Annotated in this window: 28 protein-coding genes; 7 read left to right on the top strand and 21 right to left on the bottom strand. The window is 48.5% G+C overall.

Features of this window, described 5'->3' with window-relative positions; translation table 11 throughout:
- Positions 1-19 precede the first annotated feature (19 nt).
- The gene (locus G367_RS23915) at positions 20-1,240 is read left to right on the top strand and encodes a MalY/PatB family protein (protein WP_020413764.1); all 1,221 of its coding nucleotides are present in this window, start codon (positions 20-22) and stop codon (positions 1,238-1,240) included.
- Positions 1,241-1,273: 33 nt separating this feature from the next.
- Here the strand turns inward: G367_RS23915 and G367_RS25210 are convergent, their stop codons facing one another.
- The 3 genes from G367_RS25210 to G367_RS0113965 form a co-directional block, all read right to left on the bottom strand.
- Positions 1,274-1,717 (bottom strand): SRPBCC family protein, encoded by a 444-nt coding sequence (locus tag G367_RS25210; RefSeq protein WP_020413763.1) that lies wholly within the window; start codon positions 1,715-1,717, stop codon positions 1,274-1,276.
- A 53-nt stretch (positions 1,718-1,770) separates the two neighbouring features.
- Positions 1,771-2,445, bottom strand: coding sequence for a CHRD domain-containing protein (locus G367_RS0113970; RefSeq protein ID WP_020413762.1), 675 nt, complete (start codon positions 2,443-2,445; stop codon positions 1,771-1,773).
- A gap of 404 nt (positions 2,446-2,849) precedes the next feature.
- Complete coding sequence (locus tag G367_RS0113965; protein ID WP_020413761.1) at positions 2,850-4,700, bottom strand: histidine kinase; 1,851 nt, start codon at positions 4,698-4,700, stop codon at positions 2,850-2,852.
- A 320-nt stretch (positions 4,701-5,020) separates the two neighbouring features.
- Here G367_RS0113965 and G367_RS0113955 point away from each other — a divergent pair, with 320 nt between their 5' ends.
- Genes G367_RS0113955 through can form a run of 6 tightly spaced genes read left to right on the top strand, consistent with a single transcriptional unit; the run spans position 5,021 to position 13,300 of the window.
- Positions 5,021-8,773 carry a nitrate reductase subunit alpha gene (locus G367_RS0113955; RefSeq protein WP_020413759.1) on the top strand — a complete coding sequence of 1,251 codons (3,753 nt, stop codon included), beginning with the start codon at positions 5,021-5,023 and terminating at the stop codon, positions 8,771-8,773.
- A gap of 2 nt (positions 8,774-8,775) precedes the next feature.
- Positions 8,776-10,323: a nitrate reductase subunit beta gene (gene narH / locus G367_RS0113950; protein WP_020413758.1), complete on the top strand. Its 1,548-nt coding sequence runs from the start codon at positions 8,776-8,778 to the stop codon at positions 10,321-10,323.
- A gap of 19 nt (positions 10,324-10,342) precedes the next feature.
- Positions 10,343-11,077, top strand: coding sequence for a nitrate reductase molybdenum cofactor assembly chaperone (narJ, locus tag G367_RS0113945; protein WP_020413757.1), 735 nt, complete (start codon positions 10,343-10,345; stop codon positions 11,075-11,077).
- A 4-nt stretch (positions 11,078-11,081) separates the two neighbouring features.
- Entirely contained in the window at positions 11,082-11,771 is a 690-nt protein-coding gene (gene narI / locus G367_RS0113940; protein WP_020413756.1) for a respiratory nitrate reductase subunit gamma, read from the top strand.
- Between the two features lie 55 nt (positions 11,772-11,826).
- On the top strand, positions 11,827-12,651 hold the full coding sequence (locus tag G367_RS0113935) for a peptidylprolyl isomerase (RefSeq protein ID WP_020413755.1): 825 nt from the start codon (positions 11,827-11,829) through the stop codon (positions 12,649-12,651).
- A gap of 1 nt (position 12,652) precedes the next feature.
- Positions 12,653-13,300, top strand: coding sequence for a carbonate dehydratase (gene can, locus G367_RS0113930; RefSeq protein ID WP_020413754.1), 648 nt, complete (start codon positions 12,653-12,655; stop codon positions 13,298-13,300).
- A gap of 266 nt (positions 13,301-13,566) precedes the next feature.
- Here the strand turns inward: can and G367_RS0113925 are convergent, their stop codons facing one another.
- From G367_RS0113925 to G367_RS0113835, 18 genes are all read right to left on the bottom strand, one after another.
- Positions 13,567-14,043, bottom strand: a complete 477-nt coding sequence (locus G367_RS0113925) for a hypothetical protein (protein ID WP_157533522.1) — start codon at positions 14,041-14,043, stop codon at positions 13,567-13,569.
- Between the two features lie 54 nt (positions 14,044-14,097).
- Positions 14,098-14,550 (bottom strand): GNAT family N-acetyltransferase, encoded by a 453-nt coding sequence (locus G367_RS0113920; protein WP_020413752.1) that lies wholly within the window; start codon positions 14,548-14,550, stop codon positions 14,098-14,100.
- A gap of 115 nt (positions 14,551-14,665) precedes the next feature.
- Positions 14,666-15,181, bottom strand: a complete 516-nt coding sequence (locus G367_RS0113915) for a ClbS/DfsB family four-helix bundle protein (RefSeq protein ID WP_020413751.1) — start codon at positions 15,179-15,181, stop codon at positions 14,666-14,668.
- A 98-nt stretch (positions 15,182-15,279) separates the two neighbouring features.
- Positions 15,280-15,681, bottom strand: a complete 402-nt coding sequence (locus G367_RS0113910) for a hypothetical protein (protein ID WP_020413750.1) — start codon at positions 15,679-15,681, stop codon at positions 15,280-15,282.
- A gap of 108 nt (positions 15,682-15,789) precedes the next feature.
- On the bottom strand, positions 15,790-16,581 hold the full coding sequence (locus tag G367_RS0113905) for a hypothetical protein (protein ID WP_020413749.1): 792 nt from the start codon (positions 16,579-16,581) through the stop codon (positions 15,790-15,792).
- A 409-nt stretch (positions 16,582-16,990) separates the two neighbouring features.
- On the bottom strand, positions 16,991-18,169 hold the full coding sequence (locus G367_RS0113900) for a hypothetical protein (RefSeq protein ID WP_020413748.1): 1,179 nt from the start codon (positions 18,167-18,169) through the stop codon (positions 16,991-16,993).
- Positions 18,170-18,200: 31 nt separating this feature from the next.
- A complete protein-coding gene (locus G367_RS26165; protein WP_157533521.1) occupies positions 18,201-18,461 on the bottom strand; it encodes a hypothetical protein in 261 nt (86 codons plus the stop codon).
- A 21-nt stretch (positions 18,462-18,482) separates the two neighbouring features.
- Positions 18,483-18,767: an MBL fold metallo-hydrolase gene (locus G367_RS27135; protein ID WP_425411209.1), complete on the bottom strand. Its 285-nt coding sequence runs from the start codon at positions 18,765-18,767 to the stop codon at positions 18,483-18,485.
- Between the two features lie 23 nt (positions 18,768-18,790).
- Entirely contained in the window at positions 18,791-19,180 is a 390-nt protein-coding gene (locus tag G367_RS0113885) for a VOC family protein (RefSeq protein WP_020413745.1), read from the bottom strand.
- A gap of 153 nt (positions 19,181-19,333) precedes the next feature.
- Complete coding sequence (locus G367_RS0113880; protein WP_020413744.1) at positions 19,334-19,966, bottom strand: class I SAM-dependent methyltransferase; 633 nt, start codon at positions 19,964-19,966, stop codon at positions 19,334-19,336.
- A 114-nt stretch (positions 19,967-20,080) separates the two neighbouring features.
- Positions 20,081-20,344: a hypothetical protein gene (locus G367_RS0113875; RefSeq protein WP_020413743.1), complete on the bottom strand. Its 264-nt coding sequence runs from the start codon at positions 20,342-20,344 to the stop codon at positions 20,081-20,083.
- Positions 20,345-20,779: 435 nt separating this feature from the next.
- Entirely contained in the window at positions 20,780-21,073 is a 294-nt protein-coding gene (locus G367_RS27245; RefSeq protein WP_444946942.1) for a GFA family protein, read from the bottom strand.
- A gap of 103 nt (positions 21,074-21,176) precedes the next feature.
- The gene (locus G367_RS0113865; protein WP_020413741.1) at positions 21,177-21,473 is read right to left on the bottom strand and encodes a DUF1330 domain-containing protein; all 297 of its coding nucleotides are present in this window, start codon (positions 21,471-21,473) and stop codon (positions 21,177-21,179) included.
- A 291-nt stretch (positions 21,474-21,764) separates the two neighbouring features.
- Positions 21,765-22,163 carry a nuclear transport factor 2 family protein gene (locus G367_RS0113860; protein ID WP_020413740.1) on the bottom strand — a complete coding sequence of 133 codons (399 nt, stop codon included), beginning with the start codon at positions 22,161-22,163 and terminating at the stop codon, positions 21,765-21,767.
- Positions 22,164-23,020: 857 nt separating this feature from the next.
- The gene (locus G367_RS0113855; protein WP_020413739.1) at positions 23,021-23,584 is read right to left on the bottom strand and encodes a hypothetical protein; all 564 of its coding nucleotides are present in this window, start codon (positions 23,582-23,584) and stop codon (positions 23,021-23,023) included.
- A 250-nt stretch (positions 23,585-23,834) separates the two neighbouring features.
- Positions 23,835-24,209: a hypothetical protein gene (locus tag G367_RS0113850; RefSeq protein ID WP_020413738.1), complete on the bottom strand. Its 375-nt coding sequence runs from the start codon at positions 24,207-24,209 to the stop codon at positions 23,835-23,837.
- A 488-nt stretch (positions 24,210-24,697) separates the two neighbouring features.
- Complete coding sequence (locus G367_RS0113840) at positions 24,698-25,210, bottom strand: SF0329 family protein (protein ID WP_020413736.1); 513 nt, start codon at positions 25,208-25,210, stop codon at positions 24,698-24,700.
- Between the two features lie 420 nt (positions 25,211-25,630).
- Positions 25,631-26,230 (bottom strand): hypothetical protein, encoded by a 600-nt coding sequence (locus G367_RS0113835; protein WP_020413735.1) that lies wholly within the window; start codon positions 26,228-26,230, stop codon positions 25,631-25,633.
- Positions 26,231-26,713: the final 483 nt, after the last annotated feature.

Below are 26,713 nucleotides of genomic sequence, written 5' to 3'. Positions count from 1 at the left end.
ACCACATGTAGGAGCAATGATGGACTTTGATAAAAATAATTCCGGTGCTGAAAATCACTTTGTGCGTAACAGCCCATCGGCACTTAAAAATATTTTTGGCACAGAGAAAGTAATTCCCTTTTGGGTAGCGGATATGGATTTCAATGTAGCCGACCCTATTAGAGCAGAATTGCAAAGGTTGGTGGATAGAGGGCAGTTCGCCTACGAGTTCTACCCCGCGGGGATCTTTAGTGCAATTAGTAGTTGGTATCAGCGGCGTCACAATTTGCGGTTAGAAACGGATAAATTTGTTCAGGTTACAGGCGTTTTGACTGGTATTGCGCTATTGATCCGTGAGCTTACTGAAAAGGGGAATTCCGTTCTGGTTCAGCCCCCGGTCTATCACCAATTTAGTAAAGTGATCCAAAGTGCAGGCCGTAAAATTGTTAAAAGTCCGTTGCGAGTGAGTGATGGAAGGTATCGGATGAACTTTACGGATCTGGATAATCAGTTCGCAGATCCGGAAGTAAAAGCAATGATCCTTTGCAATCCGCACAACCCGGTTGGGAGGGTTTGGCAAAAGGAAGAGCTGGAAAAGCTCCTGCAATTAGCCAATAAATATAATGTGACCATTATCAGCGATGAAATCCATGGTGATATTATTTATTCGGGTCATCAATTTACCAGCTTGATGGCTCTGGATTCAGAGAAACATGTAGCCTTGATTGGCTCGCCAGCCAAGACTTTTGGTATGCAGAGTATTTCCAATGGATACATCTATACCCAAAACAGCAGGTTGCTAAAGGCAGTTGGTGATGTAAGTGAATCCATGTATCTGAATCATGGCAATGCCTTCACCACTTTTGCAACTATTGCTGCTTTTGAAAAGGGGGATGCCTGGCTGGATCAGTTACTGGCTTATCTTCAGGATAACTTGGGTTGGATAAAGGAGTTTTTGCTGGAGGAATTATCGGTTGTAAAAATGACGTCCGTAGAAGGTACCTATCAGGTCTGGCTGGACTTTTCAGAAACTGGCTTTGCGGGTAGCGAGCTTACTACAAAATTGGCTGAAGCCGGCTTTGGCGCATCGCCAGGAACCTGGTTCGACGACACAGCAACACAGTTTGCACGGATGAACTTTGCTGTACCCAGGGCCGATATAAAAAAGGCCTTCCTGCGTTTAAAAGAGGTTTTTGCAAAGCCCAAAACAAGTTCTGGGAGCAGTGCCGGTGATAGAAAGTGTTGTGGCTGCTGCGATTAGCTCAAAGTATCATCGTTTGCTAGTTGTCTATTGTTAGTAAGTATTTGGGCGGCCTCCAGTGCCGCTCAAGAAATCCTTGAGGCTACCAGGTAGATAATGGTCCCAGCCACTTTTGCACATATCCCAACATTTCATCTCAGGGGAAAGGCCAATGTGGGTAAAAGTAACCAGAGTTCCCTTATTCTCCTCAGAAAACTCGAAGCGCAGTGTACTGCCCTTCCACTCCTCGGGGTCGTCCACGTTATCGGACACCATATTCGACTCGATGCATTCGAGCTCAATCAGTTTTTCTGGCTTCAATGTTTTGGCGCGGAAAACCCAGTAAGACTCTCCCTTAAACCCGGTTTTGGCAGTGTCGCCCACCTTTAGGAAGGGTGCGCTTACCGGTGTCCACCACTGGGACATTTTTTCGGCTACCGCTTTATAAGCATCTCCCTGGGAGCTTGGGCTAAAAAATGAGGTGGTGTAGTTGGACATTACCGCTCTCCATAAGGTTGTTGTAATTGGCCCAGCAGGGCATTCATTAAATACTATTTATCTTTTACCAATAATCCAGAGACTTCGCCTTTGGGGTCCAGTTTTGTATGCAAGTTAATGAACACTTTATTATCCATTAATCCTTTCCGATAAGGTTCCTCGACAAGCCATTTCCCCATAATAAAACCGCTGTTGCCCTCAGAGCATTTCTTTTTAAGTCCGTGTTTATCCTTGTCTGTTTTGGTAGCGGGCCAGTCTGGGACCATCCCCGGTTGGGTTGGCATACCACAGATAGTTTGAATAATCGGGCCGCTCGCCTTGCCAGGCTTGCAAATAGGAGGTTCCTTGCCGTCGCCCGAACACTGGAGGTGGAAATGCGACATGGCGACTCCACCCTGTGATAGATCACTGTACCCAACCATAAAGCTCAGCATATGCGTCTGGTTGTTATAGGCGCCGATTAAGAAACCATTAGCATCTTTAGGGGTTTGCGGATTGACTTTTTTACCGAGCATATTTTCATTAGCAGTGGTTAGGTCAGCTTTAAAGATGGTAAACCGCTTGTCATCTCCCGCATCAGACCAGGCTTTCTCGCCAGCACCATGTTTAGCGGTTGATGTATCTTTTTCTTTTTTATTGTGGCTATCGGCAGTTGTGAAAGTGGAATAGGCCAGTACAAGCATCGCCATTATTGAAAAAACGGCGATGGGCAATGAATTCAGTTTCATTAACCTCTCCTCTTTATTAAATCAATATTGTCATTGCACGGTGGAAAATGGGATGCCAGCCCCTAAACAAGACTTATTCACCATGATGAATGGGGACAAATCATGGGGTGTATTGGCGATAAGTACTTGTAGCATATGTGGTAGGTATTGGCCTTACGGGGCCAATTTAAAAGACAGTATTTTTTACCCTATTTTTTATCCTGGACATGTTTAGGGTTGGGCGAACCCCGCGGTGAGAGCCTGGCTCACAGCGACTTACTGGCTCACGGAGTGGGGAAGCAATCGGAAAATATTGGGATATTTCGCTGAATTTTATTAACAGAAGTATTTGCCGAGTTTAAAAAACTGGTTACGGCGCTTATTTATCCGTGCCCAATGATTCTTCTATCTAGAGTGGGGTGCTATCACCCCACATCCTTCCAAACCAATTCCCGCTCCCGGGCATACAGGGGAATAAAGTTAAACCGCACTTCTGTGCCCCCCTCATCGCGCCGGCGAATATTTAATTTGCCGTTCAGGTTGCTGGCGCGCTCCTGCATGATCGACATGCCAAAGTGATTGCGCTTTTCCGGAGAATTGCTGATACCGACGCCATTGTCACGGATACGCACGTTGAGAGAGTGATTCTCGGCCTGGGTAAGGCTGATCTGTACCATATCCCCTTGGGAGTGGTAGACGGCATTTTGCGAGGCCTCGCGCACCAACTGCAAAAGGTGGATTTCCTCATGGGGAGTGAGAGGTACCTCGTTGAGGTGATAGTCGAGCAGGATGGTGATTTGCGGGTGTTGCTCACGGTAAGCGAGGATGGATTGCTCGAGGATATTACGCAGGCCACCGGGGCCTATTTGCAGGCGGAAGGTGGTGAGCAGTTCGCGCAACTGGCGATAGGAGGAGTCCAGCCCCTCCTTCAATTCGGTAATAATTTCCTCCACCTTGGCTTTGTCCATCTGCTCATTGCGGTTGGCGCGATTGAGCCGGGTAACCTGGATTTTCAGGTAGGAGAGGGATTGTGCCAATGAGTCGTGCAGTTCCCGCGCGATTATTGCGCGTTCATCCAGCAGGGCGACGCGGCGCTCCTGGGCTTCACGCTCGTTGATGGCGATGGCAGCGGTAACGCTGTCGGCAAAGGTAGCCAAGCGTTGTTGCTGCTCCTCATCGAGGCTTTCACCGCGGGGTAGGGTGCACATCAGTACGCCGTAATTGCGCTTGTCCACTTCCAGCGGGAAGCGGTACACGCGGTAGTCGCCCTCGTCGGAGGGACCACAGGTGCTTACGCACATGCGGCACTCATTACCGTCACACTGGCTGTTGCCGAGGCCCTGCACCAGGTGCTCGTAAGGAGCTTCGCCCTCGGGAGTCATCAGGCAAAGGTCCAGGTTGCTCAGATCGGCCACATTAGCGAACTCTCCCAGCCATTGTCCCAGCTCAGCACTTGCCAGGGGCCCCTCGCTGATACGTCGCGCCAGGCGGTATTGGAAGTCCAGTGCCTCGTGACTCTTTTGTAATTGTGCAGTTTTGAGTTCTACACGATGGGCAAGGTCACGGTGGGTTGCGTGGATCTCATCGCTCATGTAATTGATGGTGCGCGCCAACACCCCCAGCTCATCCTCACTGTCGATTTCCAGGCGGTGCCCGTTGAAGTCTCCCTGTGCAATGCTCAGGGAGCGGTTGGTGAGTTGCTTGAGTGGTTGTTCCACGGAGCGGTGGAGTATGTAAAGAGACAGGTACACTAGCGCCACTATGGCGAACAGGGAGCCCACCTGTACTAAGCGCAGCAAGCTGATCTTCTCTTCAGCGATGGTTTGGTAGTCGGATACCAGGGTATCTACATCGCCAATAAACGGTTCCAGGCGGTTAGCCAGCTGCAGAGAGTCCATGGGCAAGCGGCCGGCGGCAATGGATTCCAACAGGGGGCGTATCTCCCCTTCCCAACTATCGATCACCTTGCGGTAGTTGTGTGCTGCGCGCAGGTTGTCGCTGGCGTTGAAGTCGGAGATGCTCAGTACCCGAGCCAGGCGCGATGCAACCTCATCGGCGAGTTCGGTAGTGGCATCAATATCGCCGGAGGGGGCGGTAGCGGCCAGCCGGTAGCTCATGGCGCGCAGGGAGCCAGCCAGGTTTACCGCGGCGGCATCGTTTTCGGCGGCATCGGAGATGATATAGGACGCCACCATGGAGCTCAGGGCCACCAGCACGGTGAGCAGCATCAGGGTACCGATGCGGTAGACGATGGATTGTCGGATTCGGTTCAGCATATCTGATTCACTTCGCCCCTGGGCGGTTGTGGGAACTCCTCCCTATTGTGCCGCCCACGGGTGCTCAAATTTGTGAGTACCACCAAAGAACGCCAGTTTTGCACAAAATTTAACCTGATGCCTGCTTTTTAAGCGGAGGCCCAGCCACTCTGCGGTTCGCGCAATACCTTAGCCATGAGTTGGCGCCATTTCCCTACCCACTCTGGGGTAGTTCGTCGCTTTTCTACCCCTTTTTGGTCAGGTGATCCTTCCGCACAGCGCTTTTATATTCCCCGCTAAACCGATGCTTTAACCGCATTTCGATGCCCTGGGAGTACCGCATGAGCCATTTCCTGGACCGACTGAAATACCTGAAGAAACAAAAAGAGCCTTTTTCCGGAGGACACGGGGAAAAGACCGATGACGACCGCAGCTGGGAAGATGGCTATCGTCGCCGCTGGCAGTTCGACAAGATTGTGCGCTCCACCCACGGGGTGAACTGCACCGGCTCCTGCAGCTGGAAGATCTACGTCAAAGACGGCCTGGTCACCTGGGAGACCCAGCAGACCGACTACCCGCGCACCCGCCCGGACCTGCCCAACCACGAGCCCCGAGGCTGCCCCCGTGGTGCCAGCTACTCCTGGTATATGTACTCGGCCAACCGCCTCAAGTACCCGAAGATCCGCAAGCGCCTGGTAAAACTCTGGCGCGAAGCCAAGTTGAGACACAGCGATCCGGTAGAGGCCTGGGCCAGCATTGTTGAGGACCCGGCCAAGGCCAGGTCCTACAAAGAGCGCCGCGGTATGGGCGGATTTGTGCGGATCAAATGGGATGAAGCCAATGAGCTGATCGCCGCTGCCAATGTATACACCACCAAGAAATATGGACCCGACCGGGTAACCGGCTTCTCGCCGATTCCCGCCATGTCCATGGTCTCCTACGCTGCCGGTGCCCGCTATTTGTCATTGATCGGCGGTAACTGCCTGAGTTTCTACGACTGGTACTGCGACCTGCCGCCCGCCTCTCCGCAGATTTGGGGTGAGCAGACCGACGTGCCCGAGTCCGCCGACTGGTACAACTCCAACTACCTGATCGTCTGGGGTTCCAATGTGCCGCAGACCCGTACCCCGGATGCGCACTTCCTTAGCGAGGTGCGTTACAAGGGTGCCAAGACCTGCGTAATCACTTCCGACTACTCCGAGTGCTCCAAGTTTGGTGATACCTGGCTGGCACCGCGCCAGGGTACCGATGCGGCCCTGGCGATGGCCTTCGGCCACGTGATTTTGAAAGAATTCCACGTCGACAAGCCCAGTGCTTACTTCACCGAATATGTGCGCACCACCACCGATATGCCGATGCTGGTGACCCTGGAAGAGCGCGACGGCAAGCTGGTACAGGGCCGCTTCCTGCGCGCCTCCGACCTGGCGGATGACCTCGGCCAGGACAACAACCCCGAGTGGAAGACCATCGCCGTCAACCATGATGGCCAGCTGGTGTCCCCCCAGGGTTCTGTAGGTTACCGCTGGGGCGAGCAGGGAAAATGGAATATCGAACAGCGCGACGGCCTTAGTGGCGAAGAGGTAGAGTTGAAACTCAGCCTGAAAGACTGCGCCGATGAAATTGCCCAGGTGGCCTTCCCTTACTTCGGTGGCCAGACCCACGAGCACGACTACTTCCAGCACACCGACCACAGCGATGTGATCGACTACAAGGTGCCGGTGAAGTACGTGCGGAACAAAGACGGCGAGGTGCTCAAAGTTGCCAGCGTCTACGACCTGACCCTGGCCAACTACGGCGTGGAGCACGGCCTCGATGACCCCAACTGTGCCCACAGTTACGACGAAGACAAGCCCTACACACCCGCCTGGCAGGAGAAAATCACTGGCTGTCGCCGTGAGAACGTTATCCAGGTAGCGCGCGAGTTCGCCAATACCGCCGACAAGACCCGTGGACGCTCCATGGTGATTGTGGGTGCCGCCCTCAACCACTGGTACCACATGGATATGAACTACCGTGGCCTCATCAATATGTTGATGATGTGCGGTTGTATCGGCCAGAGTGGCGGTGGCTGGGCCCACTATGTGGGGCAGGAAAAACTGCGCCCGCAAACCGGCTGGACCCCCCTCGCTTTCGGCCTCGACTGGCAGCGTCCGCCGCGCCATATGAACGGCACCTCCTTCTTCTACAACCACGCCAGCCAATGGCGCTACGAGAAGTTGGAGATGGACGAAGTGGTTTCGCCATTGGCCGACAAGAGCAAGTGGCAGGCCTCCATTATCGATTACAACAGCCGCGCCGAGCGTATGGGCTGGCTGCCCTCCGCACCGCAGCTGGGTATGAACCCGCTGCAACTGACCAAAGACGCCGCCGCTGCGGGTATGTCCGCCAAGGATTACACCGTGCAGCAGCTCAAGCGTGGCGCGCTCAAGTTCGCCAACCAGGACCCGGATAATCCGCAGAACCACCCGCGCAATCTATTTATCTGGCGCTCCAACCTGCTGGGTTCCTCCGGTAAAGGCCACGAGTACATGCTGCGCCACTTGCTCGGCACCAAGCACGGTCTGATGGGTAAGGACCTGGGCGAAGCCGGCGGCAAGAAGCCGGAAGATGTGGCCTGGCACGATACCCCCAGTGAGGGCAAAGTCGATCTGCTGGTGACACTGGACTTCCGTATGTCCACCACCTGTCTCTACTCCGACATCGTGCTGCCGACGGCCACCTGGTATGAGAAGGACGACCTCAATACCTCCGACATGCACCCCTTTATCCACCCGCTCACCAAAGCGGTGGACCCGGCCTGGGAAGCGCGCAGCGACTGGGACATCTTCAAAGGTGTGGCGAAGAAATTCTCCGAACTCACCGATGGCCACCTGGGGGTGGAAAAGGATCTGGTAACCCTGCCAATCCACCACGATACCCCCACCGAAATCGCCCAGCCCTTTGGGGTGAAGGCCTGGTGGAAGGGCGAGTGCGACCTGATTCCCGGTGTTACCGCGCCGAGCATGATCGAGGTGGAGCGCGACTATCCCAACACCTACAACCGCTTTACCTCTATCGGCCCATTGCTGGAAAAACTCGGCAACGGCGGTAAGGGCATCAGCTGGAATACCGATGACGAGGTGGACTTCCTCAAGAAGCTCAACCGCACCTGGAAAGATGAAAGCGCCCGCGATGGCCGCGCCCGTATCGACAGCGCCGTGGATGCCGCCGAGATGATCCTGTCACTGGCCCCTGAAACCAATGGACAGGTAGCGGTGAAGGCCTGGGAAGCCCTGGGCAAGATTACCGGTCGCGATCACACCCATCTGGCCAAGCCCAAGGAAGACGAGAAGATCCGCTTCGCCGATATCGTGGCGCAGCCCCGCAAGATCATCTCCTCACCCACCTGGTCCGGCCTGGAAGATGAGCATGTGAGCTACAACGCCGGCTACACCAATGTGCACGAGCTGATTCCCTGGCGCACCATCACCGGCCGCCAGCAGTTCTACCAGGATCACGAGTGGATGCGCGACTTCGGTGAGACCATGTGTGTGTACAAGCCGCCCATCAACCTGAAAACCGTACAGCCGGTGCTGAACCAGAAGCCCAACGGCAACAAGGAGATCCTGCTGAACTGGATTACCCCGCACCAGAAGTGGGGTATCCACAGCACCTACTCCGACAATCTGCTGATGCTCACCCTGTCTCGCGGTGGACCCATCGTGTGGATGAGTGAGAACGACGCCAAGCTGGCGGGTATTGAAGACAACGACTGGATCGAAATCTTCAACGTCAACGGCGCCATTGCCGCCCGCGCGGTGGTGTCCCAGCGGGTGCCCGACGGCATGGCCATGATGTACCACGCCCAGGAGCGCATCGTGAATACACCGGGAGCGGAAACCACCGGCACCCGCGGCGGTATCCACAACTCCGTAACCCGCGCGGTAATGAAACCCACCCATATGATCGGTGGCTACGCCCAGCAGTCCTACGGCTTCAACTACTACGGCACTGTGGGCTGTAACCGGGATGAGTTTGTGGTGGTGAGAAAAATGAACAAGGTCGACTGGCTGGATGGCGAAGACGTCAAAGAGCCGGCGCGAGAGGAGGTGTAGCAATGAAAGTTAGAGCCCAGATCGGCATGGTGCTGAACCTCGATAAGTGTATCGGCTGCCACACCTGCTCGGTGACCTGTAAAAATGTCTGGACCTCCCGCGAGGGGGTCGAGTACGCCTGGTTCAACAACGTCGAGACCAAACCCGGCGTCGGCTACCCCAAAGAGTGGGAGAACCAGGACAAGTGGAATGGCGGCTGGACCCGCAAGAAAAACGGCAAGTTGCAGCCGAAGATCGGCAGCAAGCACCGGGTGCTGGCGAATATTTTCGGCAACCCGGATATGCCGGAAATCGACGACTACTACGAGCCGTTCGACTTCGACTACCAGACCCTGCACAAGGCGCCGGAGCAGAAGCACCAGCCGGTGGCCCGCCCGCGCTCGCTGATCAGTGGCGAGCGTATGGAGAAGATCGAGTGGGGTCCCAACTGGGAAGAAATTCTCGGTACCGAATTCGACAAGCGCAAGAAGGACAAGAACTTCGAGCAGGTCCAGGCAGATATCTACGGTGAGTTCGAAAACACCTTTATGATGTACCTGCCGCGCCTGTGTGAGCACTGCCTCAATCCCGCCTGTGTGGCCTCCTGCCCAAGTGGTGCCATCTACAAGCGCGAAGAGGACGGCATCGTCCTGATCGATCAGGACAAATGTCGCGGCTGGCGCATGTGCGTATCCGCCTGCCCCTACAAGAAGATCTACTACAACTGGAAAACCGGTAAATCCGAGAAGTGTATCTTCTGCTACCCGCGTATTGAGGCGGGCCAACCAACTATCTGTTCCGAGACCTGCGTGGGCCGTATCCGTTACCTGGGGGTGCTGCTCTATGACGCCGACCGCATCGAGGAAGCTGCTGCGGTAGAAGACGAAAAAGCCCTCTACCAGGCCCAGTGCGATATCTTCCTCGACCCCAGCGATCCCAAGGTCCAGGAAGCTGCCCGCGCCGAGGGTATCCCCGAAGCCTGGCTCGAAGCTGCGCAACAATCCCCGGTGTACAAGATGGCCATCGACTGGCAGATCGCCCTGCCGCTGCACCCGGAGTACCGCACCCTGCCCATGGTTTGGTACGTGCCGCCGCTGTCTCCGATCCAGAACGCAGTGCAGGCCGGCCAAGTGGAAACCGTCACCGTGGGCCGCAGCGCCGAGATCCCGGATCTCTCCACCCTGCGCATCCCGCTGCAATACCTCGCCAACCTGCTCACCGCCGGCGACGAGAAGCCAGTGGCCCGCGCCCTGGAGCGCATGATTGTGATGCGCGCCTATATGCGCGGCATCCATGTGGACGGCGTGCAGGAACGCGAACTACTGGAAGAGGCGGGCCTGACCGTACAGCAGGTAGAAGAAATGTATCGCTATATGGCCCTGGCCAACTACGAAGACCGCTTCGTAGTGCCCTCAAGTCATAAGGCCTACGCGGAAAACGCCTACGACATGAAATCCTCCTGTGGTTTCAGCTTCGGCAACGGCTGCAGCACCGGCAACGACAGCACCAATATCTTCGGTGGTAAGCAGCACGCAGTGCGCGAAGTAATACCCGCCAAAGTGGTCGACTAAGGTCGAGCGGAGAAAACCGATGAAAGTATTAAACCTGATCGCCCGCCTGCTGGATTACCCGTCCGATGAGCTGGTGGCGCACTTGGATGAATTAACCAACTGGGTGGCGGAATCCGAGGATCTGGATGCCCCCCTGCGCGACATGCTGTTGGCATTTATCTCCCACTACGAGTGTATGGATGCGCTTGACTGGCAGAGTGAATACGACGGCCTGTTCGAGCGCGGCCGCGCCGTATCCCTGCATATCTTCGAGCATGTACACGGCGAATCCCGCGATCGCGGCCAAGCCATGGTAGACCTGACCGCGCGCTATCGCAGTGCCGGTCTTGAACTGAATGAACGCGAGTTACCGGACTATCTGCCCACCTATCTGGAGTTCTGCGCAACCCAGGGTGAAGAGGCCTACGGCTGGGTGCATGACATCACTCATGTCATCGCCTTGTTGAGCGCGCGCCTGTCCAAGCGCGAAAGCCCCTATCACTTGTTGATGGACTCACTGCTGCTGATGGCAGGCGTTTTTGTCGATCTGACTGCACTTAAGGAAGAGGTGGCCAACGAGGAACGCGACGACACCCCGGAAGCCCTGGACAAAATCTGGGAGGAAGAGGTGGTCAGTTTTACCGGTGCCAACAATTGCGACCAGTCCATAACGCGGCCCAGCGCAGCGCAGCTGCGCGACGGCCAGCCCCTAACCTGGGCCCCCAGTGCCAAAGATGCAGCGCAGAATTCTGCCCAGCCCGCACCACAGGAGTAACAAGATGAACTATCTGAATACGCTGCTCTTCGCCATTTACCCTTTCGTCGCCCTCACGGTCTTCCTGGTGGGGAGCCTGATCCGCTACGACCGCGACCAATACACCTGGCGCACCGGCTCCAGTCAGTTATTGGAGCGCAAACAATTGCGCATCGGCAGTTACCTGTTCCATATCGGGGTGATCGCCATTCTCGCGGGCCATTTTGTCGGCCTGCTCACGCCCAAAGCGGTGTGGCACTTCCTCGGCATTGAAGCCTCCACCAAGCAGATGATGGCAATGGGGATCGGTGGTTTCTTCGGGGTGATCTGCTTTATTGGCCTTACCATTCTGATTAAGCGCCGCCTCACCAATCCGCGAGTGCGCGCCACCACTTCCAAAATGGACCTGACCATACTGTTGATGCTCTACGCCCAGTTAATCCTCGGCCTGATCAGCATCCTGGTTTCCGCCGGCCATATGGACGGTGCTGAGATGCTCAAACTGATGGCCTGGGCCCAGTCCATTGTCACCCTCGATGGCTCCGCAGCCGCAGCGGCTATCGCCGACGTGAATATCATCTACAAGCTGCATATTTTCCTCGGCATGACCCTGTTCCTGCTGTTCCCCTTCAGCCGCCTGGTACACGTATGGAGTGTTCCGGTGCAGTACTTCCGCCGCAATTACCAAATAGTCCGCGCCAAAGCCGCGCGCTAATCCCAGCAATTGTTAACCCGGCCCGCTATGAGCGGGCCTTGTGTGGAGTAGAGTCATGAGTGCATTACTGGCCTCCGACGCCGCCGGGCGCGAATTCGAACTGGCTGAAGCCGTGGCCGTTAACGGCAATGAAATCCCCGCAGACCTGATTTACCAGGAGATGCAATACCAGACCGCCAACTCCCCGCGCCAAGCGATTTACCGCGCAGCGCGGGCCCTGGTTATCGGTTGGCTTTTACGGGAAAAGGCCGCGGGGCAGGGGCTTTGCGCCGCCGATGAAGACCTGCATAGCGAAGCTTTCGATCACGCAGTTTCAGACCTTTTAAAAGGCGAGCTACAAGTGAGCCCGGCCAGTGAAGCCGAGTGCCGCGCCTATTTCGCAGCCCATCCACATAAATTCCGCTCCGATCCCCTCGCCGAAGTGCGCCATATCCTGATCCCGGCCGCACCGGATGATTCCGAAGCTTGCGCCAAAGCGCACGCCGCCGCCGAGGACATGCTTAAGCAGATCCGCGCCGATGCCAATCCGCTACAGGCCTTCGCCCAGTTGGCCCAATCCCACTCCGCCTGTTCCTCCGCCGAAGCCGGCGGCAGCCTCGGCCAAGTGGGGCGCGGTGATACCGTCGCCTCCTTCGAGCGCGCAGTGTTCGAGCAGGGCACCGGTTTGGTAGCGAAACCCGTGGAAACACCTTACGGTGTACACCTGATTTATGTAGAGCAATGTGAGCCGGGCCGCCCGCTGGAATATGAATATGTTGCGGAGCGAATCGAGGAATACCTGACCGAAAAACGCCGCCGCCAAATGACCAGCGACTACCTGCAAAAAATGGTGCAGGCCGCGCAAATATCCGGCCTGGACTTATCGGGGGAGGCCCACTGAGGTGGCAGAGATTCGCCAACTGTTCGCGCGCAATCGCGCCTGGGCAGAGGAGAGGACGGCAAAGGACCCGGAATTTTTCCAACGTCTGAGTCGTCTGCAGGTTCCCAAGTATTTATGGATCGGCTGCTCCGACTCCCGCGTGCCCGCCAACGAGATTGTGGGTATGGCACCGGGGGAGCTATTCGTACACCGCAATATCGCCAACGTGGTGGTACATACAGACTTTAATTGCCTCTCGGTGCTGCAATACGCCGTAGAAGTACTCAAGGTGGAGCACGTGGTGGTGTGTGGCCATTACGGTTGTGGCGGCGTACAGGCCGCCATGGGCCACAGCGAATGTGGCCTGGTGGATAACTGGCTGCGCCATATCAAGGATGTCTACGCCCGCCACCAGCAGGAACTGGAATCCCTCGATAAAGAATCGCGTTCGGCACGATTGTGCGAATTAAATGTGATGGCACAGGTACAAAACCTGGCCATGACCAAGATAGTGCAGCACGCCTGGGACCGAGGCCAACGCCTCAGCCTGCACGGCTGGATCTACGATATTCGCGATGGCCTGATTCGAGACCTGGGTATGCGGATGGACGATCGCGGCCAGGTGCCGGAGATTTATCATGTTTATGGTGGGGTGCCGGAGGAGGGGTGAGGCTTTACTGCGTATCTTAATCAGAAAATCCCTAAGTTATTTTCTGCTCAAGCTTCTAATAATTGGGCGCAGTATAACACCCGTGGTATACACGGCTTTGAAATGAAGGCAAAGTCGAAATGGAAAAGCCAATACCGAGCCTGTGAGTGTTATGTGGCTAGCTCGCTTCTGATCTGCACCTCAGGTGCAATATGATGCAAATCAATATAAAGCTCAAGCATTGGTCTTCAGCCATAATCATCTCAGTTACAATTTACAGAAATTAACTACTGCTCATCAGCTTGTATTTGTTTCTCGGCCAGAATTTCTTGCTGCTTCTGTTTGGCACGCTCTTCGCGCAGCCTGTTAGACTTTACAACGAACTTACCATCAATAAAGTCAAAGTTTTTTGTAGAAATAAGCGTATATAAATCGTCTTTTTCACCAGAACCCTCTGTAACAAAGACAAAATAATTTTTCCCAACTTGGTCATCCGGTATTCTTAAGGTACAACTGGTATTATAATCATGTACTGCTGAAATAAAATTCTTCTTTTCCCCTTTATATATTTTTATCACTTCAAACTTAGCGACCTGCAGATATGCTGGGACATACATTAAAGATAAAAGTTTGCCTTTAAATACGGATTTTGAACGTTTAATAACTTTCTGAGGGTTTTGAAGAGCAATCGTTCCAGGGGCAATTATACAGGCTGATGTATTCAGGCTAATCAGTATAAAAAAAAGAGCTATAAGAAATTTCATAAAACAAAACATCATTAGCAATTGTAAATTAAGGGGCTGAAGTGATTTTTCCGTTCACCTAAGTTTATTAATTTTGTCCAGCTCCATATGTAGCAGAGGATACGGTTTTCCTTGACCATCTAGCGGAGATCTACCTACTACAGTAAAACCTAAATGCTTATAGAACTCTAGGGCTTGAAGATTCTGTTCGTTGACGTCAACTTTTGTCACACCTAGATTTTCAATGGCATACTTAGTTAAAAAAGTTCCAACGCCTGAGCCTCTTGATTCAGGCGCAATGAACAACATTTCAATATTCCCGTTAAGAACTCCACAGAATCCAAGAATCTTTCCATCCTCATTTTTTGCACACATCAGGTCTACTGAGTCGAAGTATTGTTCTAATATGAGCGGTTTAAGAATGACAATATCCTCTTCTTGCAAAAAATCGTGAGTAGCTCGAACAGAATCCTCCCATATTTCGATCAGCGTTGAATAATCGCTTTTACCTGTTGTCTCTACTTTCATATATTATTCTGATAGATATGTAATACCGTGAGAATCGGCATGCCGTGTGAGGCGTAGCATTTCCAGTAGGGCCTGTAAGGCCGAAATAAAAAGCATATACCTTAGTATATGAGCTTCACTCCTTACATTTTAATTTCTTGAACTTTCGCACTTTTGTACGAATATTTTTCATTGGGGATGAAGTGTTAAATTGAATCATTCGTCCCAGTGTGTAATTTTTATACCAACTTCTAGCATAGAGTTCATCGTTGCTCAGTGACTCGATTAGCTGCAATATTTGCTCGGTAGTCAATTGAAACTCTGATAGCAGATTTTTATAAGACCAATCTCGATATTGCCTGTGAAAATGATGAGCTAACCGACCAAGTTCATTCCATTGATAACCTGTTTCAGGAAAGTCTACCTTAAGTCCTCTTGATGTGAGGTCATACCATTTCAGGACCAGTTTTCCCCATCCAATCAAATATGACAGTGTATCGCAAACACTTATCTCAGTATTCTTTATATTACCTTCAACACCAATTTGTCGTGAGTATTCTTCCGGGATTTCTGAATAATCCGTAAGAAGTTTATCAAAAGTGGTTCGAATGGCTTGATGCAACTCTTCTTTATTATTGGGTATTGATGACATAGTTGATTAATTTACATAATGCCCGGCATAGCGGAAGTTTTGTAGCAAAATGGTTTGCATGCTAATGTCATAGCAAACATAAATGAGCTGAAGGAAAACTATTCAGCTGATGCTAATTGTTTATCTCCAAGAGTACCCTTGGAAATTTTAAATATCCAATGGGCACCAACTAAAATTGGTAAAATCCATGGCGTGGTTACCGGCTTAAACAATTGACTGACACTAACTTCACCAACTAAAAATAAGCAAGCGATACTTAGTACTCCAGACAAATAATAATAAGTACATTTTGTTAATATTAAGCTCACCCTAAACTCAAGAAACAGAAACATTCTCCATAATGAATATACTCCAAGAATACCACCAATGTAAGCTGGAATAATGAATTCAGGACGGAGTAATATTCCAAATGGAAAAAGTAAAGTGGCAAACAAAATAATGGCTGTAGATGGTAGTACCACCACAGTGAACTCAGTCCAATGTATGAAACGCTCAATCATAAAAAGCTAATGCTCTAAAAGCGGGTAGCCGTAGAAGCTAGGGTTGCCGGATGCACGTTTTCCGTGCATGAAATTGGTTGGCTTGTATGATAAATATTATCCAATTCCTTAGCACGGAACTAGACTCCCCGCCTGGCCAATAGCTTTAAGGCAGGCATTGAGTGCTTCTGTTGTTATCCTGGCTCCATTAAAAACGATGTCACATAAGATAGCAAAGACAAAGCTCAAGTAACTAACATATGCGAAACCGGTATAGTCATTGTAAATTATGGTGTAGAACCAATTCTGCTCAAAGAGATAAAAATATGAGCATATACCTGTTGATGCCAGCATTAACCCAGCAGGCAAGAATAATTGTTTGATAGCCCTAGGCTGCATAAATGAAGCAATTAATAAGAGGATAAAAACAATTGAGTTAGTGGCCAAAAAAATACGTATGTCCAAAGTTAATTTATGGACAATTTCCATGTACTTGATATGGCTGAAATCAATTAGTTTGGTCTTGGCAGTCTCAAGCGAGGCAAGCTTTGACTGCATAGATACCCTGATTGATCGTTCCCATTTTCTTCGACATTCGCAATCCAGATTTCGAAGTTTTGCAATTTGATTTGCAAGAATGGCTGGTGCATCTTCTTTGAGCTGTTGCTTTACCTTTTCAAGATCCCGCTCAGTTTTAGCTCGAAACTCTCGCGCTTTGGCACCTAGCAGACCTTCTAGCTTCGTTGGCGCAGGAAGTCGTAAGGCATCAATCCTTTTATCGGCTTCAGATTTAAGCTTCCATTCGATAAAGGAACTGCCTGATTTTTCTATGATATGAGGAGCGGCGAATGTAAATAGATATAGAGGAACAAATAAAAGCACCCCTAGAAGCCCCCAAATTCTTAGTGACACTTTTTCCATGTATTACTCTGGTACTATTTAATAGCGTATTAAAAAGAAATTATATTATATCTCGTTATTCTATTCCTTTAGATCACAGGGTCAAATCGTTAAAACCCAATAAGTTTGAATTACCCCGGCACTAGCACCGACAAAAGTTGCAAGAAAGCTTCAACCGGGCTCTATTTATTTCCTGCACAACTTATATCTTGCAGCTCGACTAAAAAAAGTGACTGTCAACTTCTCAGCTTTTGTTACAGCAACACCCTTGTAGCTTGGGCGGGTCCTATTTTCATAGGCTTTTAATGCCGAATTTTTGGGGCCGGAGTGTAGAAGCGGAGTGATGGAACGGAGGTCTCAGTCGCAATACGGCGATAATAACAGCGAGCAATCTATGGGTGGGCCAGATCGCCAGGTAGAACAAGCAATACTACGGTGCATTGAGTTTAGCCACAGACGCCTCAATAGAAGAGAGGACATTTCTCACACGTAAGCGCAACATCTCGACCTGCGTAACTGTTTCACGTGCTCCGACTTCACCGTACCAAAAAAAGTGATTGCCAGGGACACGGGCGTTTAGTGCACCAGAGGTTGCATAACTAAACTGATCCATTAAATTCTGCCAATTCTCCGGGTCAATCTCTTCGGATTTTGACAAAGCAGGAAGCGCGATATTTCGATATAAATGCTGAACCTGATAAAGCCCCCAATTGCCTCGATCAGTTAGCGCGTGGTCATTGTCTAGCACTTTATTACCAGAGATTGTGACGACCATGGGAAAGTCGGTAAATTTAAGGGCTCCTGTATCGGCAATTGCCCAATCCAGATCCTGTACAAAGTTGCCGTTATCATAGCGAGATGCAATCATAATCGCATTTAGGGCTACCGGAATTTCTCCGAGTACATCACTTTCGAACGTCTCCCAAGGAATAATAACGTGCCCGTTCATCTTGTTCTGAGCAGTCACGTACCTCTTAAACAACTCGTAGAATTGCGGCGCTTTCGAAAGCCCATTCTTTGACTTTGAGATTGCACCTGGTGCAGCCAGTAGCAAAGGGATAGGTGGGGTTGATGCAATTGAAACGTAAAGGCTCATATCCAGCCCGGCCGCCTGTGAAGCCTCGTAAACTGATTGAGTAATCTGCCCGCCTGCGCTCCAACCAAGAACAATGATCTCACCCGAAAGCCCATGCTTGTCCACGTAGTGTTTGGCGACCGCAGCTACTTGGTTGCCCCAATCACGGATCGAGAACGCAGGGTAGACTTTGGAATAGACCTTGTTTCCTGTCGGATAAGACGCGCCAAGAAAAGAAAAACCCTTCTGCCCAAACCAATAGGCGAGAAAATCCTTCTCGTCGCCACCAGGGTAGCCATAGGCGACACGAGCTAGATGAAACCCACCCGGAACGAAGATCACCAGAGGTTTTTGAGGATCGCCGGCTTTGAAATAATTCAGTGTTTCTATGCCGTTGGTTAGTAGCATTTCCTCACCTGGATAAAGGTGAGTATTTACCTTGGTTTTTTCGACCGTCCAACTCTGCACAGCCTGGGCTCCCAAAGAGACTAAAGAAAAGAATAACGCATGCAACACCTTAATATATAGCCTCATTTTTAGGCTCCTGTATGGGCTTAATACCTATTTATAGGCTTTTCTCATCATTAATCACTGAAATATTTCTTTCTATAAAGCTTCTATAAGCTTTTTGGGGGAGGAATGGGGATTTGTTCTTTACATTGAATTTTTCCAAAATATCCTTAACTTGTGTATCTATCATTATTCCTCCCACACGCACCCCTTTTTGATGAAGCTCTCGAATTTTGTTTACCCATTCGAAAGTATTTTTCCTAAATTCAAGTAATGAGAGTTTACTTGATGGAACACCATGCCCCGGTATTATCAAGCTTTGCTCATCACTTAGATTTTAAATAGCATTAATCGCTTCATTAAAGCCTTTAATTCCACCAAAATAAAATACTGGGTGCCAGCTGGTATCGAATACATCACCGACAAATATTGAATTACTTTCCTTATGGTAATAGATATTGTCGATTGCTGAATGAGACTTGACTTTAATGTGGGTAAAGCTATCCAAGTTAAAGGTATTCTCTATAAGTTTTCCACCTCGCTTTTCAAAGTACTCGTTTCCACCGGTGTGGTCAGAATGTGCGTGTGTGTTTAAAATGAAAGAGATTGGCTTGTTGTGAATTAATGTTTGCTGGTGAGAACTAGCTATTTCATTGAATGAAAACCGATATTATTTCCTTCAGTATCTTGCGCTATTGCGATAAAACCATGCTCCCCAATAGACATTTTAGGCACTACTAGCTTCCCACCTGCTGGTTCGACTCTGGCCAGTTCAACAGAACAATCTTCGCAATCAAAATACACTAGGATGCTATTACCTCCAGCTTCAACACCATCCATTTTACAAATTGCTCCGCTTGCACCCGGTTCTTGTTTCATTGGAAATGCCCACATCTCGGGCTGAGGAAAATCTTTTACTTCGTCGGGATTGTCTAGTCGAGTTAACTCCTGCCTGAGCACAGCTTCATAAAAGGACTTTGCGCGTACCATATCATTTACATAAATTTCAAACCAACAAACTGCATTTGTATTCATTTGAGTATCCTCACTGTTAAGTATCTAAGTATGGTTTGTATTTCTGGAGACATAACGAAGTTTTAGAAAAATCATCCATATTTTACGTTGGCGCGGAGCTAGTCTCTATTTGGCTAGTAAGGCCAATATACCCGCCGCCTTCAGCTCACCCTATTATGAGTCAATTTTACGCGCAATAATGAAAACTACCATATTATGCATTCCATGTTGCCATTGAACTTCAATGGTAAAACCAGCGTCTTGAATTTCTTTCGCTAATTTTACTTTTGTTAGGATGAAGACATCGGGCATTATGCCCATGAATTTTCCCAGAGGTGCTAAGAGCTTAATAAACCGTATATAGGAATTGCCCATACAAACGGTACTACTCACGAAAACACCACCGGGCTTGAGGATTCTAGCAGCTTCTGCCAAAACATCTTTTCTATCTGGTAGTAAGTGAATAACATTTAAACCCAATACTGCATCAAAACTCTCAGACTCAGCATTGAATTCGGTTAACGTACCTCTGGTAAATCTAATATTATCGATGCAGGCTTCCCTGGCCTTAGTTCGACCAATCTCAAGCATGTTTTCAGATATATCTACCGCTTCAATATGTTGCACATACGGAGCGTGATAAATCGCCGTAGTCCCTGTTCCGCAGCCAAACTCCAAAATATTCATATCAGGCGTAAAGAATTTCTGGGTATCTGAGAGCTTCTTCTGATAACTTGCCTCGTCAGAAATAGGGCTCCTAGCATACTCCTCTGCTTTTCTATCCCAGAACTTATCAGACCTAGTCATATCAGTTCCTATATATAAACGCCAAGGCGTTATCGACGCTGTTTTTTTACTCCCTGATTCATAAAGCCTCAAGCTGCGGACCGAAGCGTCCGAAAGCCTTAATATTTTATATTTCTAAAACCCATTAAGGACACCCCACAACTTATCCCAGCGTTCAAGCTTTTCATCGGCACTCAAGAGTCTTGGCTGAATTTGAATAGGATTGCCAAGTTGATTCACGCCTTCCAATAAATTGGAATTTACTGCCCCGCGAAGCTGACCATTTATATTGCAGCCTACGGCTAGTAGTTCATTACAAGCTTTGCAATGGTAGAAATTAGCAAGCTGATCACCATTTTGTTTGGTTGAAATCCCATCACCAATGAAAGCCACTGACATATTCGGATCACTTATAATAAGTGACGGGTTGGCTTGGCAATAATTACAATCGCAAACGCGCGGATTCAAACCTTCGAGCGGTCCAGCTAACTGAACTTCAACCCGCCAACGGTTACATTTACACGATCCCTTAAAGAGCATAATAATTAGTGCCAATTACGATGAAAGATACGCTTGCCTCAATTGCCGGAGGCTACTGGCGCATTTTTTGCCGGTATTGTGGCAAAAAAAGGTAACAGCAACCGGGGATCAGATTGCAGGCATTTGGTACGCCCAGCATAGGCGTGAACTAATAGGATGAAACTTCCCTGTAGGAAGATCACCATTTAATGGCATTCCATTAAATGCTAACTACCAGCGAATGGCAACTGCAACACGGTGAGATCTTAGGGGGAGGGGGCCGCTGGCAAAACTACGAATTGACAAACAGCAACATCATTTAATGCTTGGCCCACAGGGGAGGTGGCCAAGGACGCCGAAACCGTGCGATTTAATGGGTAGAGTAAATGATGCAGTTCTGTAGTGAAAGCCATATCCATGTTTGCCGACAAACGAGGTTAAGAGAGACTCGCCAGAAAGCCACTCAAATTCATCTGGATCTACAAGGGCTGATGCAGATGAACTAAATGCCTTGCGACATCGAGAGCAATGGCAAGATTTTGAATCTCGAAGTTTTCCATTTACTCTATATTGAATGTCTCCGCAGAAATATTCTCCCGTTATAGGCATAAATTCTTCCATGATTCTTAACGCCGCCAGCACAGGCCGGAGCGCGTAGTGCGGAGGTTCACCCCAAAAAGTGAGCGATTATGCCTAGCTTTGTTATGATTGATTAAACACAACCTTCCGCCAATATTAATTGACTATTTGTTGTGTTGTGGCGTATCTCAAATAGATCCTGTGCTTCTGGATCAGCTAAAAACTCTTTTGCTTTTTCAGTTGATGGAAATTCCAATATCACCAACCTCTCCGGAATCCAATTACCTTCCATTATTTCTGGAACCACTCCTTTTACAATGTATCTGCCGCCATGCTTTTCAATAAATACCGGTATTTTTTCAGCGTATTCTAAGAAGCTCTCTAATACTTTAATTGAGAAATCTAAAACCAAATACCCTTTCATTTGCATTTACACCATAATCTCTTTTGATGCATAACGCCTCAACCAGCCGGCCGCGAAGCGTTCGGCTGGATTAACTTATTGTGTGATATGTTCTCGTACCAGTCGGCACGCGAGTACCGGACTGGGGGATGCTTCGGTTAGCACTTGGGTATTGCCTTCGATGATCATAAAGCTCTGGGCGACTCGTAAGCTGATTAAGCAATTCGAGAGAAAGTTGGAGGACTTCGCCAAAACCGATGCCTGGAGGCGGTTCGCGTTATCATCTCCAGTGAAACCGAGGTCCAGCGGTCGATCGCCTCATTCACCACGCACGAGTAATTGCAGGTCCTCCGGATTCCCTTCGATAAGGCGGCTAAGGGATTCGGCGCGCGAGATCCGACCGTCTCTTAGCGTGTACAGGCTGATTACCTTGATTGTGAGCTGTTGGCCATCTTTCGCCTTCGCGCGCACCAGATGCACATCAGCTATCCGATCGCCCTCGCCAATTACGGAAAGGTAGTCGAACCTGACGGCCGAGTACTCCATACGGAACAAATTGATACGCGAATCGAGTTGCGATCGCCCAATCGTCGTGTCATCGATCTCCTGCACGAAGTCTTCGGTAAAGTAGCGGTCGGTGACCTTAGAATCAGCGTTCGGATCACATACCGCTTTGGCCATCTCATCCAGGAACGCTTCGGCCTGTTCACTATTCATTTTTCGATTCTTCTTCGTTCGCGTCCGATTGTGGTCGAACGCATGGACAGACATCTACCACTGTCTAACGTTAAGGTTGACCGAGCCGTCATGCAGCTCGCAAGAATTTAACAAACTAGGCGAAGCCTATCCCGCGAATTTGATTATAGCGGCTTCGGGCCAGTGCTCAGTTATGCGCAAGTTGGTCCGCCCAAACCTTCGGTAGCCGGTTGGCAGTAAAGACAACCGCTGCCCTGAAAGTCGAAAGTGAGTAATGCACGAGTATTGCACCGGTTCATGATACTCGGGTCAGAATTTCCATGGAATGCGTGTACAACTCTGTTTCTATCAATTCAGAAAGCTCCCCATGCGTCACATGTCTCAAGGTGGAGCGTAGGCTGTACAGCCCAGCCACCGGCTGGGCGATCTTACCTGGCCTGGTTATAGCTGTCGCACATTGAACGACCTGCTTAGAGCGATTTCATTTATGTGACGTTTTGTCTTCGCGCCGGCGCATGCTAAGTATTGATGTATGAACTTAATCCCCTCCTATACCTCCATTGGAGGTAGGGTAGGCATCTTGGCTTGGCGCAACGTCAGGCGATTTATAATTTGGACTTGTATCCATTGGTTCCGAAAAATGAATAATCACCAAACCGCCAACCAATGGAAATAGCCAAACCAGGATGCATTGGATGATCTTTTGAGCCCTATGGGAGTAATCAGAACGTATACATCTGTATGAAGCGTAAAGATTAAAAGCTGCTAGCAAAAATAAAGAAAATATCAAACCATATTCTTGGTTCATAGACTATTAACCTTCGTACTTTTAGCAGATTTGGAGCAAAGCGGAAAATTAGATCGACATCAAGTGCATGTTAGCTTTGTTTGCACTTAACTGTTTTATCAATAGCTTCAGACCAGGCTGATTGACTATCAAAGTTCTCAACTAGACCATTGTTAGCTTGGTTGTCGGTGAAAGCACCTATACCATGCTGAATCATGTATTTTGGATGATAGGTCGGTAGCCCTCGTTCACTTAAAGCCTTGCATACCTGCTCATTACTTTCCAAGATCGCATTGATCTCTGATTGTAGAAGAGAAAACTGTTGCTCTGAAAGGCCGCTTAATGTATTCATGCGAAGAACTATGACGCCTTGATGTGATGTTTTATCGCTAACCCTTTTGGTGTCATAAATTCCATAAGTCATAGCAGCGTAATACATTTTTGCTGCATCTGAATAATTTTCAGAGTTTAGGCATGTCTTCATGCCTGCAAATATATCAGCAGGATTTTGATTGGCCTGGAGCTCATTAATATCCACACACGATGCTGGCTTGGATGCTTCTAGGTTTCCATTACTTTGAAAGTTTGTAACATTAGTGTTGTTTGCGCATGACGTAATAGCTATGGATGCCAGTATTGTAAATATTTTATTCATATATTTGATACCTCTTGTTAAGCCACCAGTATTTTAAAAATAATACTGTATTATATCACCTTTAAATATATCCCAAAAATAAAGGATCACTCTAACTAAAAAACATACCAATCAGTGTGTTGGCTAATGGTGACAAAGCTATTTTAGTGGCTATATTAGTTTTCCCCGATCCTTACTGCGATGAAATCGTCTTGTGCTAGCGTGGCGTAAGCACGGAATGTAGGTTATCGAATATGGATCTAATATCATGTTACTCCGCGATCCACTGTTCCAAGTCCTCTACGGGCCTTGGTAAGCGCCCCAAAAGCCACTCCGCGCAAGTTCCGGGTCTGAATTCAGAATCATGGCACTCAATGACCCATGATAAAAACTCTTCCGGTCCGCCATTTATGTAAGGAGGTGGAGATACTGGATGAAACGAAGTCGGCAACCTTTCATCCACAGAAAGGTAATTTAGAACATAGCCAAATTCTTGAACAGTATGCCATGCGAACTGGTGAGTTATATCGATCTCAAACTTTACCCACCAGCGACCTATTTCATCTGATCCTTTTACAACAGTACCATGAATCGCAGGAACTTTTTCCAGGAAATCGATCAGCTTTGTAAATGCGCGGTCATCCATAGTGTCCCTTGACAAGGAATTTTAAATAAGCTGAATCATATCACTTGTCATACTTAGGATTACAACCAAATCGTATAAACGACATACTTACCTGATTCGCAGTATAATGTTATGAAAGTGCTTTCTTTAGTTTCTGGTTCAATAGAAAATGAAAGCCAGCCTTCAACTGGCATCAGTATCTTATCCGGAAATTTATCACTTTTTGTTTCCAGGATAGCCTTTTCGAATATGCAATCCCTAAATTCAGACAGATTAATATTATACGTTAATTGCTTTTCTGACTTTATTTTTACTTTTGCCCCACCTTCGATTATATGTTCGATAGATACTCCAATAGAATAATTTATTGAAGATTCTGTATGGGCATCATAGCTGCAAAATAGAACTGTAAGTATTAATAGATTTCTCATAATAGATATAAAATACTAAAATCTGTCTGAAAAAACATAAGACAATGGGATTGCTGGGCGTTGCATTGAGGTTGTTTGTTATGTGTTGGTCGGGGCTCTAATGCCTTCAGCTTCTAATCTAAAGCTCAATAATTTCTTTGCTAGTGGGTGTAAATTCGAAGTGTTGATTTCTTTAAGTCTACGTTTGCCTAAACGCTTATCCAGTGTTGCTAGGGATTGAATCAATGGATCTTTAGAATCTAGAGCTTCGTCCACTTTAAGATCATGAACGAATTCCCAGCAGGCTTCATAGGCATCTTGTCGAGATAACTCTCCATACTCCACCTCACCATAGGATAGTTTCTGCTTTTCACTTACATGCTCAGGCACATCGGAATCAGTAACCCAGCGATTATCTTTTCTATAGTAATCACCACTCGCTCTATTCCAAAAGGCCCTTGTACAGAAGTTTGCTATGACCTCTTTATCAAGAGTCAACCAGGCATGTCCACATGAGCAGTTTCCATAACTGGTACTATTGATAGAGATACGGCCATCCAGGGATGGAGAAAATTTTTCTTCAACTAGAGATTTCAGCTTGCTCCACATCATTGGGAGATATTCCTAATTACTAATAACATCTAATTAATAAATCGATTCGATTGCTGTGGCCAATCAAAGATTAGGGTTCTGATAACTGCATCCTTCTACACGAGAACACCAGAACTCTACGCTTTTGTTGTAAGTTACCTTTATAGGGTTGTCCATTTCTAAATGTTTGATCCATGGAGCATATAGATACTTGTTAAGATTAATACCCAGTTGAGAATAAGCTAAGGCTTGAGTAAAGAATCCTAACGTATACAAACTTAACATCATTAAAGATAAGATCACTATCTTCTTCATGGGATTAGCAAATATATTAGTAGAGTTTTGATTGGTCTTAAGTTCATCAATAGTTATACATCCTATTGGCTTAGATATCTACGGGCATTCAATATCTTTACAGGTCGGGGTGTATGTGATCTCCCCTTAAAGGTCATGCTGAAAACTCATACTTGCTGTACTACCTTGGACTAAGCTTTTTGTACCTTCCCACTTAAATTCATCTTCTCTTGTCTCAAACAAGTTAAGAATCAATTTCAATATACTGTCTGATTCTAGAGAGTCGGTATAATAGTAATCATGAAATGATACTGTATAGAATATACTTCCCAGATGTATTCCTTTGCTATATAGCCTCATTTCATTCTTTACGTCTATGCCATCAAGCTCGTAATAAGCATTGCCGTTTTTTTCATAACTCTGCTCTTTTTGAAAATCAAAAAGATACCCCGGCCTTGAATATTTTCCAGACTTAAGATGCTTAATCTCCTCGTTGCCCCAGGCTGTGCTGGGTGCAGGTTCTGAGGCGGTATAAACCGTGATATAGAGCGCATATTGACCTTCTGGAGATGTGGCGATGATCATACCCTCACTATCCTCATAGCTCCACTTGCCTGGCAGTGAGACGCTCCAGTATTCATGATCAAGGTGTGTTCTTGCTTCTAAACCACTTAATTTTTCTACCGGTATATTTGTAGCGCAGGCAGATACAAATATTAACGCTAATAACCCGAAGTACTTATACACTTTTACACCCTACCGAAGGTAAATCAGAATACTCAAAAGAAATCGCATCATATCATTTGGTCAACTGATTCCAAAAATCGGAAGATTTTCTATCCAGAAAAAAACTATCTATCGATAGGATCGTCCGGGTTGGAAAAATTACTTATGAGTAGAAAGGGACTTACGTACCGGATATTCAGGCCTGAAGCACTTAATGGAAAGGGCATCGCCATTAAAAATATAGGCACAAAAATGATCTTATTGGATTTTATTCAGTTTGTTTTAGTGTCAAAGCTGCGTAAAATCGATTGATATTTATTGGTATTTTGGCCGGAATAGGGTGGCCTTTTGAAGGCCGATGACCAAAGACCAAAGGGATTCGAGAGAATCAAGACATCTAAGAGTTTTCTAAAGAACCATCTTCTCACAGGAGAACGGTAGCGTGACGTAAGAGACAGTAAAAGGCGCTGACCCAAGGTGCAGCAACACCAAGGGCCAGCTGAC

The organism is Microbulbifer variabilis ATCC 700307 (assembly GCF_000380565.1).
Classification (GTDB): Bacteria; Pseudomonadota; Gammaproteobacteria; order Pseudomonadales; family Cellvibrionaceae; genus Microbulbifer; species Microbulbifer variabilis.
Note: the sequence above shows the minus strand (reverse complement) of the source record. Positions and strands in the feature narration are given on the sequence as shown.